The 19,881-nt window shown below is 74.4% G+C and carries 11 protein-coding genes; 6 read left to right on the top strand and 5 right to left on the bottom strand.

Annotated elements, in window-relative coordinates:
* Positions 1-71: 71 nt before the first annotated feature.
* The 5 genes from glgB to ABZ457_RS22040 form a co-directional block, all read right to left on the bottom strand.
* Complete coding sequence (gene glgB, locus ABZ457_RS22060; protein WP_359159734.1) at positions 72-3,467, bottom strand: 1,4-alpha-glucan branching enzyme; 3,396 nt, start codon at positions 3,465-3,467, stop codon at positions 72-74.
* 69 nt (positions 3,468-3,536) lie between these two features.
* Positions 3,537-4,913 carry a maltokinase gene (locus ABZ457_RS22055; protein ID WP_359159732.1) on the bottom strand — a complete coding sequence of 459 codons (1,377 nt, stop codon included), beginning with the start codon at positions 4,911-4,913 and terminating at the stop codon, positions 3,537-3,539.
* A 216-nt stretch (positions 4,914-5,129) separates the two neighbouring features.
* Entirely contained in the window at positions 5,130-6,899 is a 1,770-nt protein-coding gene (treS, locus tag ABZ457_RS22050; protein ID WP_359159730.1) for a maltose alpha-D-glucosyltransferase, read from the bottom strand.
* Entirely contained in the window at positions 6,896-8,893 is a 1,998-nt protein-coding gene (locus ABZ457_RS22045; protein ID WP_359159728.1) for an alpha-1,4-glucan--maltose-1-phosphate maltosyltransferase, read from the bottom strand. The genes treS and ABZ457_RS22045 overlap by 4 nt, the downstream gene beginning before the upstream one ends.
* Before the next feature lie 340 nt (positions 8,894-9,233).
* On the bottom strand, positions 9,234-10,181 hold the full coding sequence (locus tag ABZ457_RS22040; RefSeq protein ID WP_359159726.1) for an NmrA family NAD(P)-binding protein: 948 nt from the start codon (positions 10,179-10,181) through the stop codon (positions 9,234-9,236).
* Between the two features lie 117 nt (positions 10,182-10,298).
* Here ABZ457_RS22040 and ABZ457_RS22035 point away from each other — a divergent pair, with 117 nt between their 5' ends.
* The 6 genes from ABZ457_RS22035 (at position 10,299) to glgP (ending at position 19,877) form a co-directional block, all read left to right on the top strand.
* Complete coding sequence (locus ABZ457_RS22035) at positions 10,299-11,342, top strand: AraC family transcriptional regulator (protein WP_359159724.1); 1,044 nt, start codon at positions 10,299-10,301, stop codon at positions 11,340-11,342.
* Between the two features lie 112 nt (positions 11,343-11,454).
* A complete protein-coding gene (locus tag ABZ457_RS22030) occupies positions 11,455-12,948 on the top strand; it encodes a 4-hydroxyphenylacetate 3-hydroxylase N-terminal domain-containing protein (RefSeq protein WP_359159722.1) in 1,494 nt (497 codons plus the stop codon).
* Positions 12,945-14,387, top strand: a complete 1,443-nt coding sequence (locus ABZ457_RS22025; RefSeq protein ID WP_359159720.1) for an MFS transporter — start codon at positions 12,945-12,947, stop codon at positions 14,385-14,387. The genes ABZ457_RS22030 and ABZ457_RS22025 overlap by 4 nt, the downstream gene beginning before the upstream one ends.
* A gap of 79 nt (positions 14,388-14,466) precedes the next feature.
* Positions 14,467-15,633 (top strand): monodechloroaminopyrrolnitrin synthase PrnB family protein, encoded by a 1,167-nt coding sequence (locus ABZ457_RS22020; protein ID WP_359159718.1) that lies wholly within the window; start codon positions 14,467-14,469, stop codon positions 15,631-15,633.
* A 48-nt stretch (positions 15,634-15,681) separates the two neighbouring features.
* Positions 15,682-16,992: an FAD-dependent monooxygenase gene (locus ABZ457_RS22015; RefSeq protein ID WP_359159716.1), complete on the top strand. Its 1,311-nt coding sequence runs from the start codon at positions 15,682-15,684 to the stop codon at positions 16,990-16,992.
* Between the two features lie 221 nt (positions 16,993-17,213).
* Positions 17,214-19,877 carry an alpha-glucan family phosphorylase gene (gene glgP, locus ABZ457_RS22010; RefSeq protein ID WP_359159713.1) on the top strand — a complete coding sequence of 888 codons (2,664 nt, stop codon included), beginning with the start codon at positions 17,214-17,216 and terminating at the stop codon, positions 19,875-19,877.
* Positions 19,878-19,881: the final 4 nt, after the last annotated feature.

Here is a 19,881-nt window from a genome sequence, read left to right as displayed (position 1 = left end):
AGCTGCTGCCGGGGGTGGGGGGGGGGGGGGTGGCCCCCCGCCCCCCCCCCACACACCCCGTCGGCAACGGCTCAGGCCGGCCGCAGCCAGACCGTCGCCAGCGGCGGCAGGGTCAGGGACACCGAGGTCCGCCGGCCGTGCGCCTCCACCGGCTCGGCCTTCACCGGGTCCGCGTTCAGCACGCCCGACCCGCCGAAGCGCTCCTCGTCCGTGTTGAGGACCTCCGTCCACACCGGCACCGACGGCGGCACCCCCAGCCGGTAGTCGTGCCGTACGACCGGCGAGAAGTTGGTGACCGCGAGCAGCGGGGCGCCCGCCCGGTCGAAGCGGAGGAAGGCGAAGACGTTGTCCTCGGCCGCCCCGCCGTCCACCCAGGTGAAGCCGTCCGGCACGGTGTCCTGCTCCCACAGCGCGGGGGTGACGCCGTAGACCGTGTTCAGCTCCCGCACCAGGTCCCGCACACCCCGGTGGTCCGGCTCCGCCGCGTACGACGGGTCCAGCAGCCACCAGTCGGGGCCGTGGCCCTCGGACCATTCGGCGCCCTGGGCGAACTCCTGCCCCATGAACAGGAGCTGCTTGCCGGGGTGGGCCCACATGAAGCCCAGATAGGCGCGGTGGTTGGCGCGCTGCTGCCACCAGTCGCCGGGCATCTTGCTCACCAGGGCGCGCTTGCCGTGCACCACCTCGTCGTGCGAGATCGGCAGGACGTAGTTCTCGCTGTAGGCGTACACCATGGAGAAGGTCATCTCGTTGTGGTGGAAGCGCCGGTGCACGGGCTCGTGCTCCACATAGCCGAGGGAGTCGTGCATCCAGCCCATGTTCCACTTCAGGCCGAAGCCGAGACCGCCGTGGTGGGTCGCCCGGGTCACCCCGTCCCAGGCGGTGGACTCCTCGGCGATGGTGACCACCCCGGGGTTGCGCCGGTAGACGGTGGCGTTCATCTCCTGGAGGAACGAGACCGCGTCCAGGTTCTCCCGGCCGCCGAACTCGTTGGGCGACCACTGGCCGTCCTCGCGCGAGTAGTCCAGGTAGAGCATCGAGGCGACGGCGTCCACCCGCAGGCCGTCGATGTGGAACTCCTCGCACCAGTACGTGGCGTTGGCGACCAGGAAGTTCCGCACCTCCTTGCGGCCGTAGTCGAACTCCAGGGTCCCCCAGTCCGGGTGGGCCGCGCGCTGCGGGTCGGCGTGCTCGTACAGCGGCCGGCCGTCGAACTCGGCGAGCGCCCAGTCGTCGCGCGGGAAGTGGGCCGGCACCCAGTCGACGAGGACGCCGATGCCCGCGCGGTGCAGGCTGTCCACGAGGTGGCGGAAGTCGTCCGGGCTGCCCATCCGGGAGGTCGGCGCGTAGAAGCCGGTGACCTGGTAGCCCCAGGAGCCGCCGAAGGGGTGCTCGGCGACCGGCATGAACTCCACGTGGGTGAAGCCGAGGTCGCTGACGTAGCGAGGGAGCTGCTCGGCGAGTTGGCGGTAGGTCAGACCGGGCCGCCAGGAGGGGAGGTGCACCTCGTAGACGGAGAACGGGGCCTCGTGGACGGGGCGGTCGGCCCGGCGGGCCATCCAGTCCTGGTCCCGCCACTCGTGGTGGGAGACGGTGACGACCGAGGCGTTGGCCGGGGGCACCTCGGTGCGGCGGGCCATCGGGTCCGCGCGGACGGTGTGCGAGCCGTCGGGGCGGGCGATCTCGAACTTGTACAGCGCGCCGTCCCCGACGCCGGGCACGAACAGCTCCCACACGCCCGTCGCGCCGAGCGAGCGCATCGGGAAGCCGGTGCCGTCCCAGTAGTTGAAGTCGCCGACCACGCGTACGCCGCGGGCGTCCGGAGCCCAGACGGTGAACCGGGTGCCGGTGACGCCCTGGTGGGTCATGGGGTGCGAGCCGAGCGCCCGCCACAGCTCCTCGTGCCGCCCCTCGCCGATCAGATGCAGGTCCAGATCGCCGAGTGCGGGCAGGAAGCGGTACGGGTCCTCGGTCTCGAAGCCCTCCGGGTGGTCCGGGTAGGCGACCAGCAGCCGGTACTCCGGGACGGTGCGGAGCGGCAGCACGCCGGAGAAGAGGCCGTCGCCCTCGGCGTTCAGCTCGGTGCGCAGCCCCTTGGCGAGGATCGTGACCCCGGTCGCGTACGGGCGCAGGACGCGGATCTGGACGCCGCCGCGCACCAGGTGGGCGCCGAGCAGCCCGTGCGGGTCGTGGTGCGAGCCGCCGAGCAGCCGCCCGCGGTCCTCGTCGCTCAGCGGGCCGGCGGCGCGGAGGCCGCGGGGGCGGGGGGTGGCGGCGGGCTTCCGCCCCCCGCCGGTGCGGCCGGTGCCGCCGGGCGCGCTCGGCGCACCGCCGGACGCGGAACCGCCCCCGGATGCGGGGGACTTGGCGACGGGGGTGCTCGGCGTGCCGCCGGGCGCGGGACCTCCCCCGGACGCGGGGGACTTGGCGGCGGGGGTGCCGGTGGGTGCGGCCTTGGGACGCGCGGTCGTACCGGTCGCCGACGCCGCCCCGACGCCCGTCTCGGCCGGGCGGGCCGGTGCGGACCGGGCCGCCTTGCGCGCGGGTCCGGAGCCCGCACTCGCGGCGAGCGCGGCGGTCTCCTCCTCGGCGGGCTGCGCCTGCGAGGGCACTTCGGCGCCCCGCCCCGCGCTCGCGCCGAGCGCGTGCTCCTCGGCGGTACCGGGCGTCGCGACGGCCTCCTCGGCGGGACCGGGCACGGTGGCGCTCGCCGGCTCGGTCGCGTCGCGCGCGCCCTCCTGCGCGGCCACGGCTTCGCCGGCACGCTTCCCGCCCTGCCCAACGGGCTCGACCGGAGCCGCCTTCGGCAGGGTGTCCTGCCCGGCTGCGGGCGCCCCGGACCCCTTCCGCGCCCGCCGGGAACCCTGGCCCGCGCCAGGGGCGGCGTCCGCCGCGCCCGCCGGGTCGGGGACGGTGCCGCTTGCCGCGACCGGGCCGTGCCCCGGCCCGGCGTCGGCCTCCTGCGCGGCCACGGCTTCGCCGGCCCGCTTCCCGCCCTGCCCGGCGGCCCGGCTCGCCCCGCGCGAGGCGCCCTCGGCCGGGGCCGCTCCCGGCAGCGCAGCCTGCCCGGCCGCGGTCGTGCCGGACCCCTTCCGGGCCCGCCGGGAGACCGGGCTCGTGCCGTCGCCGGTCGGAGTGGCGGACGGGGCCGCCGCCCCCGGGGCGGACGGGCCCACGCCGAGCGCGTGCTCGTCCGCGTCGCCCGGCGTCGCCGCGGCGCCCGCCTCCGGCGCGTCGCCGGGCCGCTTGCCGGACGCGGCGCGAGCCCCCGAGGCGCCCCCGCCCCCCGCGCGGGCGCGGCGGGCGGGCTTGCGGGTCGCCGCTGGTGGCGGGGTGCCCTCCGGGCCCGGACCCGATTCGGTGGTGTCCGCCCGCTCCGTGGGGCCCGGGGTGGGGTCCGGCGCGGGCGGCTGCGGGGTGGCGGGGTCGGACGTGCCGCGGGACGGGGGAGTACGACGGGGGGTCACGGTTCGGCCTCCTGGGGCGCGAGTTGCGGGGCGTTCGGGGGCGGGTCGGGGTCCGGGGGACGGGACGGGTCAGTCGAGCGACGCCAGCCGCTCGATGGCCGCCATCGGCACCGGCAGCCAGTCCGGCCGGTGCCGGGCCTCGTACACCGCCTCGTACACCGCCTTGTCGGTCTCGTACGCGCGCAGCAGCTCCGGCTCCTCGCGCGGGTCGGTGCCCGAGGTCTGCGCGTAACCCGCGCAGTACGCGTCGCGGCACGCCTGGGCCCAGGCCGGGTTCCAGGGACGGTGGGTACGGGCCGCGTAGTCGAAGGAGCGGAGCATTCCGGCGACGTCGCGGACGGCGGGCTGGGGGCGGGCGCGTTCGGTCAGGGGGCGGGTCGGTTCGCCCTCGAAGTCGATGACCGACCAGGGCGTCTCGCGGGGGCCGCGCAGTATCTGGCCGAGGTGCAGGTCCCCGTGCACCCGCTGCGCGGCCCAGATCCGGCCGCGCCGCCCGAGGGCGGCCACCGCGTCGAACGCGGTCCGCAGCCGGGGCGCGTACGGCTGGAGGGCCGGTACCGTGCGGGCCGCCGCCTCCAGCCGGGACGCCATCTGCGCGGCCAGCTGCTCCGCCTGACCGCCGCTCAGTTTCACCACCGGCAGCGCGTCGGCGAGCGCGGTGTGCACCTCGGCGGTGACACCGCCCAGTTCACGTGCCTCGGTCCGGAAGGAGTCCCCCGAGGCCAGGGCGTCCAGGGCGAGGACCCAGCCGTCCCGGGACCCGTGCAGGAACGGCTGGAGCACCCCCAGGGTGAAAGGTTCCGGCGTGGCGGCCCGGTACCAGGCGACCGGCGCGGGCACCCGCTCGCACCCGGCGCGGGCCAGCGCGAGCGGCAGCTCCAGGTCCGGATTGCGCCCGGGGTGGAGGCGGCGGAAGACCTTGAGGATGTACGTGTCCCCGTACACCAGCGAGGAGTTGGACTGCTCCGCGCCCAGTGGTCTCGGGGCCAGGCCGCCGGGGATGGCCGGCGCCCCGTCGAAGCGCTCGAAGTGCAGCGGGCCGAGGGTGCCCGGGGTGCGCAGCCGTTCCAGCAGCAGGGCCGCGAGCCGGGGGTCGTGCGTCCCCTCGTAGAGGGTGAGCCCGTCCAGCGGGCCCCCGCCGACCCGGCCGATGAGGGCGTGGGCCAGGGCGGGCGGCAGGGTCTTCCGCGTCCCGACGAGGAGTTGGTAGCAGTCGCCGGTGGACCCGGCGGGCTGATCCGGCTGCCGGACCCCGACGAGCAGATGCAGCAGGCCCGGTCCCGGGCCGCGGGCGGGCAGGAGTTCGGTGGCCGAGACGAGGGTGAAGCCGGTGAGGGCGGAGCCCTTCCCCGCGAACCACCGCTGCTGGGGCAGCCAGGGGCGCAGCAGCGGTGCGAGGGAGGGAAGCAGAGCGAGCGGAGCCTGGATCGATGCAGCCTCCGACATGGGCATCGCGTCCTTTCCCCGGGTACACCACGAATGCGCAAAGTGTCCCGGATTGCAGCGGTTGCTGTCCGGCGGCGCGCGGGGATGAGGTGGAGAGTGCCCGGTGCGGGGCGACGGAAACCGCCCCGCCGGAGCAAGGGCGCCTTTCGGACAATCGGCGCCCCGGCTCCCGACGGACGGTCAGGAGGTGCCCGGCGGATCAGGGCCGGACACCTCCTACGCCGGTGCCGCCCCCGTGCCGCCCGTACCCCGCGCGTCGCCCGTCGCCGTGCCCGGCGGCAGGCCCGGCGCGGCGTCCTTGCGCAGGCGGAACCAGTAGAAGCCGTGCCCGGCGAGGGTGAGCAGATACGGCCACTGGCCGATCGCGGGGAAGCGGACCCCGCCGATCAGCTCCACCGGGTGGCGCCCGGCGAAGGCGCGCAGATCCAGCTCGGTCGGCTGCGCGAACCGCGAGAAGTTGTGCACGCAGAGCACCAGATCGTCCTGGTACTCGCGCAGGAACGCGAGCACCGCCGGGTTGGACGAGGGCAGTTCCGTGTACGAGCCGAGACCGAAGGCCGGATTCTGCTTGCGGATCTCGATCATCCGGCGGGTCCAGTGCAGCAGCGACGACGGCGAGGACATCGACGCCTCGACGTTGGTGACCTGGTAGCCGTAGACCGGGTCCATGATCGTCGGCAGATAGAGCCGGCCCGGGTCGCTGGAGGAGAACCCGGCGTTCCGGTCGGGCGTCCACTGCATCGGGGTGCGCACCGCGTCCCGGTCGCCCAGCCAGATGTTGTCGCCCATGCCGATCTCGTCCCCGTAGTACAGGATCGGGGAGCCGGGCAGGGAGAGCAGCAGGGCGGTGAACAGCTCGATCTGGTTGCGGTCGTTGTCGAGCAGCGGGGCGAGCCGCCGGCGGATGCCGATGTTGGCCCGCATCCGCGGGTCCTTGGCGTACTCCGCGTACATGTAGTCGCGTTCTTCGTCCGTGACCATTTCGAGGGTCAGCTCGTCGTGGTTGCGCAGGAAGATGCCCCACTGGCAGTTCTTCGGGATGGCCGGGGTCTTGGCCAGGATCTCGGAGACCGGGTAGCGGGACTCGCGGCGCACCGCCATGAAGATGCGCGGCATGACCGGGAAGTGGAACGCCATATGGCACTCGTCGCCGCCGGACGGGTAGTCGCCGAAGTAGTCGACGACGTCCTCGGGCCACTGGTTGGCCTCGGCCAGCAGGACCGTGTCCGGGTAGTGGGCGTCGATCTCCTTGCGGACCCGCTTCAGGAAGGAGTGGGTGCGCGGCAGGTTCTCGCAGTTGGTCCCCTCCTCCTGGTAGAGGTACGGGACCGCGTCGAGGCGGAAGCCGTCGATGCCGAGGTCCAGCCAGAACCGCAGGGCGGAGACGATCTCCTCCTGCACCGCCGGGTTCTCGTAGTTGAGGTCCGGCTGGTGGGAGAAGAACCGGTGCCAGTAGTACTGCTGGCGTACCGGGTCGAAGGTCCAGTTGGACGACTCGGTGTCCACGAAGATGATGCGGGCGTCCTGGTACTGCTTGTCGTCGTTCGCCCAGACGTAGTAGTCGCCGTAGGGCCCGTCCGGGTCGCTGCGGGACTGCTGGAACCACTCGTGCTGGTCGCTCGTGTGGTTCATGACGAAGTCGATGATGACGCGCATACCGCGCTGGTGGGCCGCGTCGACGAACTCCACGAAGTCGGCCAGGTCGCCGAACTCCGGGAGCACCGAGGTGTAGTCGGCGACGTCGTAACCGCCGTCGCGCAGCGGGGACTTGAAGAAGGGCGGCAGCCACAGGCAGTCCACGCCCAGCCACTGCAGATAGTCCAGCTTGGCGGTGATGCCCTTCAGGTCGCCGATGCCGTCGCCGTTGCTGTCCTGGAAGGAGCGGACCAGGACCTCGTAGAAGACGGCCCGCTTGAACCAGTCGGGGTCGCGGTCGCGGGCGGGGGTGTCCTCGAAGGTGTCGGGGACGGGCTCGTTGACGATCATGATGTGGGTGACCCTCCGGTCTGCGGGGTGGGTCGCAGGGTGACGATGTGCGCGGGCGTGACACCCGGCTCTAGGCGCACATAGGTGGCCCTGCCCCAGTGATAGGTCTCGCCGGTGAGCTCGTCGCGCACCGGTACGGTCTCGTGTTCTTCGAACCCGAGTCTCGGCATGTCCAACGAGACCGTCGCCTCCTGGGTGTGGTGGGGGTCGAGGTTCGCCACGACGAGCACGACATCCGTTCCGGACCGCTTGGAGTAGGCGATCACCGCGTCGTTGTCGGCGTGGTGGAAGTGGACGTCGCGCAGCTGCTGGAGCGCGGGGTGGCGGCGCCGCAGCCGGTTCAGCAGGGTGATCAGCGGGGCGATGGTGCGGCCCTCGCGTTCGGCCGACTCCCAGTCGCGGGGCCGCAGTTCGTACTTCTCCGAGCCGAGGTACTCCTCGCTGCCGGGCCGCACGGCGGTGTTCTCGCACAGCTCGTAGCCCGCGTAGACGCCCCAGGACGGGGAGAGGGTCGCCGCGAGGACGGCCCGGGTCTCGAAGGCCGGGCGGCCGCCGTTCTGGAGGTGGGCGTGCAGGATGTCGGGCGTGTTCACGAAGAAGTTGGGCCGCATGACGGAGGCGGAGTCCCCGGCCAGCTCCGTGACGTACTCCGTCAGTTCGTGCTTGGTGTTCCGCCAGGTGAAGTAGGTGTACGACTGCTGGAAGCCGACGGCGGCCAGGGTGCGCATCATCGCCGGGCGGGTGAACGCCTCCGCCAGGAAGAGGACGTCCGGGTCGGCGGCGTTGATCTCCCCGATGACCCGCTCCCAGAACACCACCGGCTTGGTGTGCGGGTTGTCGACGCGGAAGACGCGCACCCCGCGGTCCATCCAGAAGCGCAGGATCCGTACGGTCTCCGCGACCAGTCCGGGCATATCGGCGTCGAAGGCGATCGGGTAGATGTCCTGGTACTTCTTCGGCGGGTTCTCCGCGTACGCGATGGTGCCGTCGGCCCGGTGGTGGAACCACTCCGGGTGCTCCTTCACCCAGGGGTGGTCCGGGGAGCACTGGAGCGCGAAGTCGAGCGCGACCTCCATGCGCAGCGAGCGCGCGGCGCGCACGAAGTGGTCGAAGTCGGCGAGGGTGCCGAGATCCGGGTGGACGGCGTCGTGGCCGCCGTCGGCCGAGCCGATCGCCCAGGGCACGCCGACGTCCTCGGGCCCGGCGGTCAGGGAGTTGTTCCGGCCCTTGCGGTGGGTGGTGCCGATGGGGTGGATCGGCGGCAGGTACACCACGTCGAAGCCCATGGCGGCGACGGCGGGCAGGCGCTCGGCGGCGGTGCGGAGGGTGCCGGAGACGGGCGGCGCGCCCTCCTCGACGACGGCGCCCTCGGAGCGCGGGAACAGCTCGTACCAGGAGCCGTACAGGGCGCGCTGCCGCTCCACCCGCAGCGGCAGCTCGGCCGAGGAGCTGACCAGTTCGCGCAGCGGGTGGCGGCCGAGTGCCGCGGCGGCCGCGGCCGAGCGGGCGGCGGCGAGCCGGTCGGCGGGGGAGCGGTCGGTGTCGCGCAGGGCGTCCGCGACGGCGAGGACGGACTCCCGGCCGTCCTTCTTGGGGACGCCGGCCGCCGCGCGCTCGTACAGCGCGGCGCCCTCGGCGAGGACGAGTTCGGTGTCCGCGCCGGCCGGGATCTTGATTCCGGCGTGGTGGTGCCAGGTGGCGACGGGGTCGCTCCACGCCTCCACCGTGTACGTCCAGTCGCCCTCGGTCTCCGGGGTGACGAAGGCGCCCCAGCGGTCGGTGCCCGGGGCGAGTTCCCGCATCCGGGTGAAGGGGCCCGGGCGGCCCTTCGGGTCGCGCAGCACCACATTGGCGGCGACCGCGTCATGGCCCTCGCGGAACACGGTGGCGGTGACCTCGAAGGTCTCACCCGCCACCGCTTTCGCGGGCCGTCTGCCGCAGTCGACGAGCGGGCGTACGTCCAGGACGGGGATACGGCCAATGAGCGAGTTCACAACATCACCTGGGGGCTGTGCGGACAGGGCGGGTCGAGCACGAAGGCGTGAAATGCGCGGTGTGTGTCTAATTTGTAACTGCTCGGCAGGTGGCTGGCCGGGTGCGGGCATGTCGGCTCCAGTCCGCGTTCACTCGGGTGGACGGAACGGATGCGATCGGGGGCGTGCTCGCGTGCGTACCGGATGAGCCTTCCCCCGGTCCCCCGGGGGGCAATCCGGCTATCTGTTAACTTTGCCGCCCGTAGCGGCCCGCACAAGACACACGAAAAAGGACCGGCCGTCACATGGACGGAACCGGCCCTTCCCGCGGCCCTCGTATACGGGCCGTTCCTCATCCTGCTCAGGCGGATTCCGCCGTCCGGGCGGATGCCCCCGACCACACCTGCCACGGTTGGCGCGCCACCCACTCCTCCACCGGGGCCGGCTCCACGGCCAGCGCCTTCGTCCAGGCGCCGCCGTCGTCGGCCATCAGATCGGGCTCCGCGCCGCTCGCCATGCAGTGGTAGATTCCGGCCACTCCGCGCGCCGTCTCCGGTCCGATGATCTGGGCGAGCGCCCGCTCGAAGACGTCCGGTTCGAGTGCCCGGTACTCCACCGCGCGCCCCAGTCCGCGCCCGAACGCCTCCGCGAGCTCGGCGCCCGTGAGGCCCCGCGCGCCCCCGATGTCGAACGTGCGCCCCCCGGCCCCCTCGGCGGTGAGCGCCGCCGCCACGGCCCGCGCCAGATCGGTGTGGGAGAGCCAGGCGGCCCGGCAGTCGGCCGGCAGCGGGTACGCGAGCACGCCCTCGTCCACCAGGGCCGGCCCGTTCCACGGGCTGAAGAGGTTGTCCAGATAGACCGGCGGGCGCAGCACCACCAGCTCGGTGCCGCTGTCCGCGAGGCCCTCCCGCAGCACCGTCTCCACCAGCCGCCGGGTCTCGAACGCGGCCAGCCGTGTGGTCCGCTCCGGGACGCGGGTGTTGGCGTTGTAGACGATCCGCTCCAGCCGGGCCCCGCGCGCGGCCTTGGCGATGTGCTGGGCGTAGCGCATCACCTTCTCCGCCTCGTACACCAGCGGCATCGTCACGGCGGCGTGCGTCGCGCCCTCGAACAGGCGGCGCACGTCCTCCTGGCGGCCCAGGTCGCCGTCCGCCACGAGGACCCCCGGCAGGGCGGGGCGCTCCGCCTCGGGCCGCCGGCTGATGGTGCGCACCCGGTGACCCAGGCCGGCCAGCAGCCGGGCCGCCGCGCCGCCCTGGTGACCCGTCGCCCCCACCACGGCGACGCGCATCGGAATGTGATCGGACATGAGTGTGAAACGCCCTTCGATAAGGTGTGCGTGTTGCCGCGAGCGGCTGTTCCAGGCTCGCGGGGGCGAGTTCGGCCGATCAATTAACAATCCGGGGCGGGGGTTGAAGGATCGTCCATGGAACGACCACCGGGACCGACCCAGAGCGAACGCGGCCGTGACGACCGGGGCACGCGCGGCCAGAACGCGCGAGACCCCGACACGCGCGAGCGTGAACGCGAGCGCGAGCGCGACGACCTGCTGAGCGAACTGCTCAAGCCACTGCGCCTCACCGGCGTCTTCGACAGCCGCTGGTACGTGCGCGCGCCGTGGGCCATCGAGGGGGACTCCGAACAGAGCTGCGCCGTGCTCCACTTCCTCACCGAGGGCGGCTGCTGGATCACCGCCGAGGGCCATGCCCCCGTCGAACTGCACGAGGGCGACCTCGCCCTCTTCCCCACCGGCACGGCGCACCGCCTCGCCGACCGCCCCGACCGCCGAGGCGTCTCCCTCGCCGCCGTGCTGCCCGAACGCACCCCCGGCACCTCGGGGGAGATCCGCATCGAGGGCGACGGCCCGGTCAGCCGGCTGCTCTGCGCGGGGCTCCACTACGACGAGAGCGCGGCCGGCAACCTCTACAAGGCCCTCCCGTGGGCCCTGGTCCTGGACCGCTCCCAGATCGACCGGGAGCCGCTGCTCCGCGACACCCTGCGGCTGCTCGCCACCACCGACCGGCCCGTCGGCCCGGGGGACCGGCTGATCACCCTGCGCGCCTTCGAGATGGCCCTGGTCCTCGCGCTGCGGCCGCTGCTGCGCGAACTGGCCGACAAACCAGCCGCGTTGCCGGTCCTCGGGCATCCCGGCATCAGCAAGGCGATGGTCATCGTGGCCACCCGGTTCGCCGAGCCGTGGACCATCGAGTCCCTCGCCCGCGAGGTCGGCATGTCCCGTTCCGCGTTCACCGCCGCCTTCCGCGAACTCGTCGGCGAGGCGCCCGCGCGGCATCTGACCGGCCGGCGGATGCAGGAGGCGGCCCGGCTGCTCGACGAGACCGTGCTGCCGCAGTCCGCCGTCCCCGGCCGGGTCGGCTACCAGAGCGCGGTCGGCTTCCACCTCGCCTTCCGCAAGTGGTACGGCATGACGCCCGGCGAGTACCGCAACCGGGGCGCGTCCGCCGCATGACTGGCCGGTTCTTAAGGACCGCTGGACGGTCGTTCATTGCCGGGCGCCGCCGGGGCCCTGTTGGCTCGGCTGAAACCCGTCGTCCGCGGTTCTTTCGGTTCGAGGAGCAACGTTGACCAGGTCCGGCCAGGAATACCTCGCCTCGCTGCGGGACGGACGGGAGGTGTGGCTCGACGGCGAGCGCGTCGCCGACGTCACCCGCCACCCCGCCTTCCGGAACACCGCCGCGTCGATCGCCCGGCTCTACGACCTCGCGCACGACTCCGCGCACACCGCCGAGCTGACCGAGGACGGCGTGCACCGCGCCTTCCTGGTGCCGAGGGACCACGCCGGACTGGTCGCCCGCCGCCGCGCCCACAAGGTCTGGGCCGAGGCGGGCTACGGCTTCCTCGGCCGCACCCCCGACTGCATGGCGGCCGGCGCGACCGGCTTCGCCGCCGCCCCCGGGGTCTTCACCACCGGTGCCTTCGACGGCGCGGACCACGCCCGCGCCTGGCACCGCCGGCTCGCCGAGGGCGACCTGTACGCCGCGTTCACCCTGACCAACCCGCAGTCCGACCGCACCCGGCCCGCATCCGAGCAGGAGGAGGACGACCTCGTCGTCCGCGTCGTCGCCGAGAAGGACGGCGGGATCGTGGTGCGCGGCGCCAAGACCATCGGCACGGCCGCCGTCTTCGCCGACGAGGTGGTCGTCGGCACCATCGAACCCCTCGCCCCGCAGGACGTGGAGCACGCCCTCAGCTTCACCCTGCCCCTCGCCACCCCCGGACTGACCCTCGTCTCCCGCACCTCCTACGAGGGCCGCGCCCGCAGCGTCTTCGACAACCCGCTCTCCGCCCGCTTCGACGAGAACGACGCCCTGCTCGTCTGCGACGACGTCTTCGTCCCCTGGGAGCGGGTCCTGACCTACCGGAACACCGACACCACCTTCCGGATGTGGTGGGACACCCCCGCGTACGTGAACTTCGTGCACCAGGGGGCCACCCGCTTCTGGACCAAGCTGGAGTTCCTGACCGGCCTCGCGATCCTGCTCACCCGGGCCAACAACACCCATGAGCTGCCGCAGGTCGTCCAGGCGATCGGCCGGCTGATGGGCCGGGTCGCGCAGGCCAAGGCGTTCGTCCTCGCGGCGGAGGCGTCCTTCGAGGAGGTCGACGGCGGACGCGGCGGGGTGCGGCCCGGCAAGGAGATCTCCTACGCCCAGCGCATCGTGGCCGGTGAGCTGTACCCGGCCGCCCTCCAGGAGATCAAGCTGCTGGCCGGCGGCGGCGTCATCCAGCTCCCCGCCTCCGGGGCCGATCTGCTGCACCCGGAACTCGGCCCGCTGGTCCGCAAGTACATCCGCTCGCCCGGGCACGGCGCGGAGGAGCGGATCAAGCTCCTCAAACTCGCCTGGGACGCCCTCGGTTCGGAGTTCGCCGCCCGCCACGAGCAGTACGAGCGCTTCTACCACGGCGCCCCGCACGTCTACCTCACGCAGCAGGCGTGGGAGGGCGACACCGCGAGCTGCGAGGCCCTGGTCCGGTCCTGCCTCGCGGGCTACGGGCTGTCCGAGGGGACCGTGCGGCCGGGCCACGGGCTGTCCGAGGAGACCGTGCAGCGGTGAGAGCCGACACGACCGGGCGACCGGCCGGCGCCACCGCACCGGCCGGGGCCGCACTGATGGTGCTCGCCGCCATGCAGCTCCTGCTCATCATGGACACCGCCATCGTCAACGTGGCCCTCCCCTCGATCGGGACGGACCTCGGCACCGGCTCCGCCGGACTGTCCTGGGTGGCCAACGCCTACCTCATCGCCTTCGGCGGGCTGCTGCTCCTCGGCGGGCGCGCCGCCGACCTGCTGGGCCACCGCCGGGTCTGCCTCACCGGCCTCGCCCTGCTCGCCGCCGCCTCCGCGGCGGGCGGGATCGCCCAGAGCGCCGCCCAGCTCACCGCGGCCCGCGCCGCCCAGGGCGTGGGCGCGGCGCTCGCCGGGGCGGCCGCCTTCGCCGCCCTCCTCGCCCTCTTCCCCGACGGCCCCGGACGCCACCGGGCCCTCGGGGTGTTCGCCGCCATGGGCGGGCTCGGCGGGGTGCTGGGCACGGTCCTCGGGGGCGTCCTCACCGACCTGGCCGGCTGGCGGGCCACCTTCTGGCTCAATGTGGCCGCGGCCGGTCTGCTCGCCGTGGGCGCGCTGCGGGTCCTCGGCCCCGCGTCCCGGCGGCGGGACCAGGGCGCGGACCTCGGTGGCGCGCTCACCGCGACCGGGGGGCTCGCGCTGCTCGCGTACGCCCTCGTCGGCGCCGGGGACGCGGGGTGGACCGGGGCGCGGACGCCGGGGGCGCTCGCCGGGGCCGCCGCCCTGCTCCTCGCGTTCGTCCTGCTGGAGCGCCGGGCCGCGCACCCGCTGGTGCCGCCGGACGTGCTGCGCCGGCCCGCCCTCGCCCGGGCCAACGTGCTCGCCGCCCTCGCCCAGACGACCCTGTTCCCGATGTTCTTCGTGGTCAGCCTCTACCTCCAGCGCTCCCTCGGCCACTCCCCGCTCACCGGCGGGCTCGGCCTGCTGCCGCTCTCCCTCGTCGTGGTCGCCGTCGCCCCGCGCACCGGCGCCCTGATCGGCCGGTACGGGCTGCGGCCGGTCATGACCTGCGGCTTCGTCCTCCTCGCGGGCGGGACGGCGTGGCTCGCGCTCGCGCTGCGGGCCGACGGCGGCTTCGCCGGCACCGTCCTCGCCCCCAGCCTGGTCCTCGGCGTCGCCCTGCCGCTGGTCATGGTCACCACCAACGTGGCCGCCACCGCCGGGGCCGCGCCCGGGGAGACCGGGCTCGCCTCCGGACTGGTCAGCACCAGCCAGCAGTTCGGCTCCGTCCTCGGCCTCGCGGTCGCCGTCGCGGTGATCGGCGCGGGCTCCGCCGGGGGCGGGGACGGGACCGAGGGCTTCCGGTACGCCCTGCTGGCCGGCGCCGCGTTCGCCGTGCCGGCCGTCCTGCTCGCCCTCCGGCTGCGGCTGCCCGGGACCGCCATGGCGCCGCCACGCCAGGACCGGGTCGGCCGGGCCGTGGAGTGACCCGGGGCGGGCGCCCGGCCGGGGCCGTGCGCGCCGCCGCCCCGCATCCACCAGTGAACCGACCCGAGGGGACAGTCCGTTGACCCTGAACGACCTCGTCGTGCCCGCACCCGAGCCGCTGGACGACGCCCGCCACCGGGCCGAGCCGCGCTACCGGATAGCCGAGATACGCGCCGCCGACCCGCTCGGCGCGGACCCGCTGCTCGGGGCCCTCCCGGCGATGAACGCGGCCGCCGACGTGCCCGCGCTCGCCGTCGCCCTGCGCGCCCTGCTGCCCGAGCCGGAGCGCGCCGCGTCGTTCTCCGTCGTCGACGCCCTCGCCGCGATGCGGGACCTCGGCATCCTCCTGGGGTCGCTGAAACGTCACGGCACCGAGCCGCTCGCCGCCGTGCCGGAGGCCCTGCCCGTCCTGCGGCTGCTCGGCCGCCGCACCGACATGGTGCCGCGCGACACCGTGCACCACTACACGGCCTGGAACCCCACCGGCCCCCGGCAGCGGATGTACACCGGCGACCCGATGGAGGGGAATCTCCAGGACGCCGTCCGGATGGTCTTCCCCAGCCTGGTCGCCTGCCTCGACACCTGCGCGGAGCTGGCCCGGCTGGAACCGTACGACCCCGCCTTCGCCGAGGCGCTGGACCGCACCGCCGGGCATGTCGCCCGCATGGTCGACTCCATCGACTTCACCGTGGCCCGGGTCTCGCCCGAGTTCTTCGCCCGTGAGCTGCGCTCCTACTTCGAGGAGGTGGACGTCGCCGGGGAGGACCTCCTCGGCCCCGCCGCCGCGCAGGTCCCCCTCTGGCTCGTCGATCTGACGCTGTGGCAGTGCGACCGGAGCGACGACGCCTACGACGCCTTCCTCGACGACTCCGTCCGCTACAGCCTTCCGTCCTGGCGCGCGCACCACGCCGTGCACCGGGGCGGCGTCTCGGCGGTCTCCAAGCTCTCCGCGGCCTTCAGCTGGGAGGGCACCGGCTCGGTCCCCGCCTCGCTCGCCGCCTCCGCCGTGGCCCTCGCCCGGGTGCTGCGCCTGCTGAAGACCTTCCGCGCCCGGCACATCACCATCGCCCGCAAGGCGTACAGCGAGGAGGTCCGCCTCTACGACGTGGGCAGCGGGGGCGCGCCGGTGGCCCTGCTGCGCTCCGTGCTCGACCTGACTCGTGCCAACGAGACGCTGGTGCGCCGCTCGATACGGGGCTCCGGTACGGCGGCACCCGACGCCACGGCCCGCGCCGCCCGGCACTGACCGGCGAGAAGGAGAGCACCGAGCAGACTTTCGAGGAGACCCGTCCCCATGACCCACATCATGATCGTCGGCGGTGGCGTCGCCGGCCTCACGGCGGCACTCGCCCTCCACGCGGCCGGATTCGCACGGATCACGGTCGTCGAGGCCGCCCGCGAGATCCGCCCGGTGGGCGCCGGCCTGAACCTCATGCCCAACGCGGTCCGCGAACTCGACGCCCTCGGCGTGCTCGGCGCCGTCGAACGCGGCGCCGTGCGCACCCGGGAGCTGCGCTACTACCACCGCAGCGGCTCCCTGATCTCCCGCGACCCGCGCGGGCTGCGCGCCGGCTACCTCTGGCCCCAGCTCTCCGTGCACCGCGGCGAACTCCAGCGCGTCCTCGCGGAGGCGGTGCGCGCCCGGCTCGGACCGTCCGCCCTGCTCACCGGGGTCCGGGTCACCGGCGTCGAACCGCTGCCGGACGGCATGCCGGAAGGGCGGCCCCGGGTCACCCTGGAGTACCGCGACGGCGCCCGGCGCGGCAGCGCCTCCCTGGAGCCGGACCTGCTGATCGGCGCCGACGGCATCCGCTCGGCGGTCCGCGCGGCGCTCAACCCGGGGGAGGGCGCGCCGCCGTGGAACGGGGCGGTCATCTGGCGCGGGGTGTCCCGGATGCCGGCGGAGCGGGCCGGGACCTTCATGTTCATCGCGGGCGACGACACCCACAAGGCGGTCGTCTACCCGCTCACCGAACCCGGCACCGAGGGCACGGTCCAGGTCAACTGGGCCCTGCTGGGCCCGGGTTCGGCGGCGCACGACGCCGAGGACGGCGCGTACCGGGGCGACTGGAACCGGGCGGTCGACGTCGGCGACTTCGCCCACCGCTTCGCGGGCTGGGAGTTCGGCGGGGTCCGGGTGGCCGAGGTCCTGGCGGCGGCCGAGGCGGCGTACGAGTACCCGATGGTTGACCGGGAGCCGCTGGCGTCCTGGACCTGCGGCCGCACCACCCTGATCGGGGACGCGGCCCACGCGATGTACCCGGTCGGCTCCAACGGCGCCACCCAGTCCGTCGTCGACGGCCGCGCCCTCGCGCACGCGCTGGCCACCCACCGGGACCCGGTCGCCGCCCTCGCCGCGTACGAGGCCGACCGGCGGCCCGTCACCACCGCCCTCCAGCGCGCCAACCGGCGGCAGGGCCCGGAGGTCGTCATCAACCTCGCCCACGAGCGCGCCCCCGGCGGCTTCCGGGACGTGGACACGGTGATCCCCCCGTCCGAACGCGCCGCCATCGCGGCCCGGTACGCGTCCCAGGGCGCCTTCGACCGCGAGACGGTGAACGCGGGCTCGCCGTACGGGGTTCCGGCGCGGGGGCGGGCGCGCTGAGGGGACCGAGCGCGCCGACGGGACCGGGCGCGGGGTGCGGGGCGGGGTCCTGACGGACCCCGCCCCCGACCGCGTGCCCCCCGGCGAGCCCCCGGGGCCGCTGTGCGCCCTCCCCCGCGGGCCGGCGGGCCGCTACGGTCGTGCGCGACGAAAGCGGACGGACGACACGTCACCGCCGTGCGTCCGCTCAGATGCGTATATCCCCTGCGAAGGTGGGACCTGTGAAGGCCATTCGTCGTTTCACCGTCCGTCCCGTCCTGCCCGAACCCCTGCGACCGCTCGGTGACCTGGCGCGCAATCTGCGCTGGTCCTGGCACACCGAGACCCAAGAACTGTTCCGTTCCGTCGACCCCGAGGGGTGGCAGGCCGTGGCCGGCGACCCCGTGCGGCTCCTCGGCGAGGTGTCCGCCGCCCGGATGGCCGAGCTCACCAGGGACCGGCGCTTCCTGCGCCGGCTGGCGGCCGCCGCCGACGACCTGGACGACTACCTGGGCGGCCGCCGCTGGTACCAGAGCGCCGGCGCCGGCGAGGACCCCTCCCGGTTCCCCGCCGCCATCGCCTACTTCTCGCCCGAGTTCGGCGTGACCGCGGCCCTGCCGCAGTACTCCGGCGGCCTCGGCATCCTCGCCGGCGACCACCTCAAGGCCGCCAGCGACCTCGGCGTCCCCCTGATCGGCGTCGGACTCCTCTACCGGCACGGCTACTTCCGCCAGTCCCTCTCCCGGGACGGCTGGCAGCAGGAGCACTACCCGGTCCTCGACCCCAACGAGCTGCCCGTCTCCCTGCTGCGCGAGCAGGACGGCACCCCGGCCCGGGTGACCCTGACCCTCCCCGCCAGCCGGCTGCTGCACGCGCACATCTGGATCGCCCGGGTCGGCCGCGTCCCGCTGCTGATGCTCGACTCCGACGTGGAGGGCAACACCCCCGCCGCACGCGATGTCACCGACCGGCTGTACGGCGGCGGCAGCGAGCACCGGCTGCTCCAGGAGATGCTCCTCGGGATCGGCGGGGTGCGCGCGGTGCGCGCGTACTGCCGGATCACCGGGCACGCGGAGCCCGAGGTGTTCCACACCAACGAGGGCCATGCCGGGTTCCTCGGCCTGGAGCGCATCCGGGAACTGGGCGAGGCGCCCGGCCTCGGCTTCGACGCGGCCCTGGAAGCGGTGCGCGCCGGGACCGTGTTCACCACCCACACCCCCGTCCCGGCCGGTATCGACCGCTTCGACCGCGACCTGGTCGCCCGCCACTTCGCGGACGGCGCGGAGCTGCCCGGCGTCCCCGTCGACCGCGTCCTCCAGCTCGGCGCCGAGAGCTACCCGGGCGGCGAGGCGGGCGTGTTCAACATGGCCGTGATGGGCCTGCGCCTCGCCCAGCGCGCCAACGGCGTCTCCGAACTGCACGGCGCGGTGAGCCGGGACATGTTCGCCGGGCTGTGGCCGGGCTTCGACGCCGCCGACGTGCCGATCACCTCGGTCACCAACGGCGTCCACGCGCCGACCTGGATGGCCCCCGAGGTCTTCCGCCTCGGCGCCCGCCAGATCGGCGCGGGCCGCGCGGAGGACGCCCTCTCGGTCGGCGGCTCCTCCCGCTGGGACGCCGTCGCCGAGATCCCGGACGCCGACATCTGGGAGCTGCGCCGCTCCCTGCGCGAGCAACTGGTCGACGAGGTGCGGCAGCGGCTGCGCGCCTCCTGGCGGCAGCGCGGCGCGGGCGAGGCCGAACTCGGCTGGATCGACGGGGTGCTGGACCCGGACGTGCTGACCATCGGCTTCGCCCGCCGTGTCCCCTCGTACAAGCGGCTCACCCTGATGCTGCGCGACCGGCAGCGGCTGACCGAGCTGCTGCTGCACCCGACCCACCCCATCCAGATCGTGGTCGCCGGCAAGGCCCACCCGGCCGACGACGGCGGCAAGCGGCTGGTGCGCGAGCTGGTCCGGTTCGCGGACGACCCGCGGGTGCGGCACCGGATCGTCTTCCTGCCCGACTACGGCATGGCGATGGCGAAGAAGCTGTACCCGGGCTGCGATGTGTGGCTCAACAACCCGCTGCGCCCGCTGGAGGCGTGCGGCACCAGCGGGATGAAGGCCGCGCTCAACGGGTCCCTCAACCTCTCGGTCCTGGACGGCTGGTGGGACGAGTGGTTCGAGCCGGACTACGGCTGGGCGATCCCCACCGCCGACGGCGCGGCCACCGACGAGGACCGCCGCGACGACCTGGAGGCGGCGGCGCTGTACTCCCTGATCGAGGACCGGGTCGCGCCCCGCTTCTACGACAAGGGCGCGGGCGGGCTGCCGGACCGCTGGATCGAGATGGTCCGCCGCACCCTGAGCACCCTGGGCCCCAAGGTGCTCGCGGGGCGCATGGTGCGCGAGTACGTGGAGCGGCTGTACGTCCCGGCCGCCGGGGCGCACCGGGCCCTGGACGCCTCCGCCGCCGAGGCCCTGGCCGAGTGGAAGGCGCGGGTCCGGGCGGGCTGGCCGCGGGTCGCGGTGGAGCACGTCGAGGCGGTGGACCAGGACGCGGGGGCGGGCGGCGCGGCGACGGCCGGGCTCGGCTCCACGCTGATCCTGCGGGTGCAGGCCACCCTCGGTGACCTGGGGCCGGACGACGTGGAGGTGCAGGCGGTCGCGGGCCGGGTCGACTCGGACGACGCGATCCGTGACGGCCGGACCTTCCCGCTGAAGCCGGCCGGCGGGCCGGACCTGGACGGCCGCTGGACCTACGAGGGCCCCCTCGCCCTGGACCGGACCGGCCCGTTCGGCTACACCGTCCGGGTCCTGCCCGCCCACCGCCTGGTCCCGGCCGGCGCGGACATGGGCCTGGTCGCCCTGCCGGCGGAGGCGCCGGACGGGGTGGGGCCGAAGGCGGGGGTGCTGCTGCGCTGAGGGG

The sequence above is a fragment of the Streptomyces sp. NPDC005805 genome (assembly GCF_040630445.1).
Classification (GTDB): Bacteria; Actinomycetota; Actinomycetes; order Streptomycetales; family Streptomycetaceae; genus Streptomyces.
Note: the sequence above shows the minus strand (reverse complement) of the source record. Positions and strands in the feature narration are given on the sequence as shown.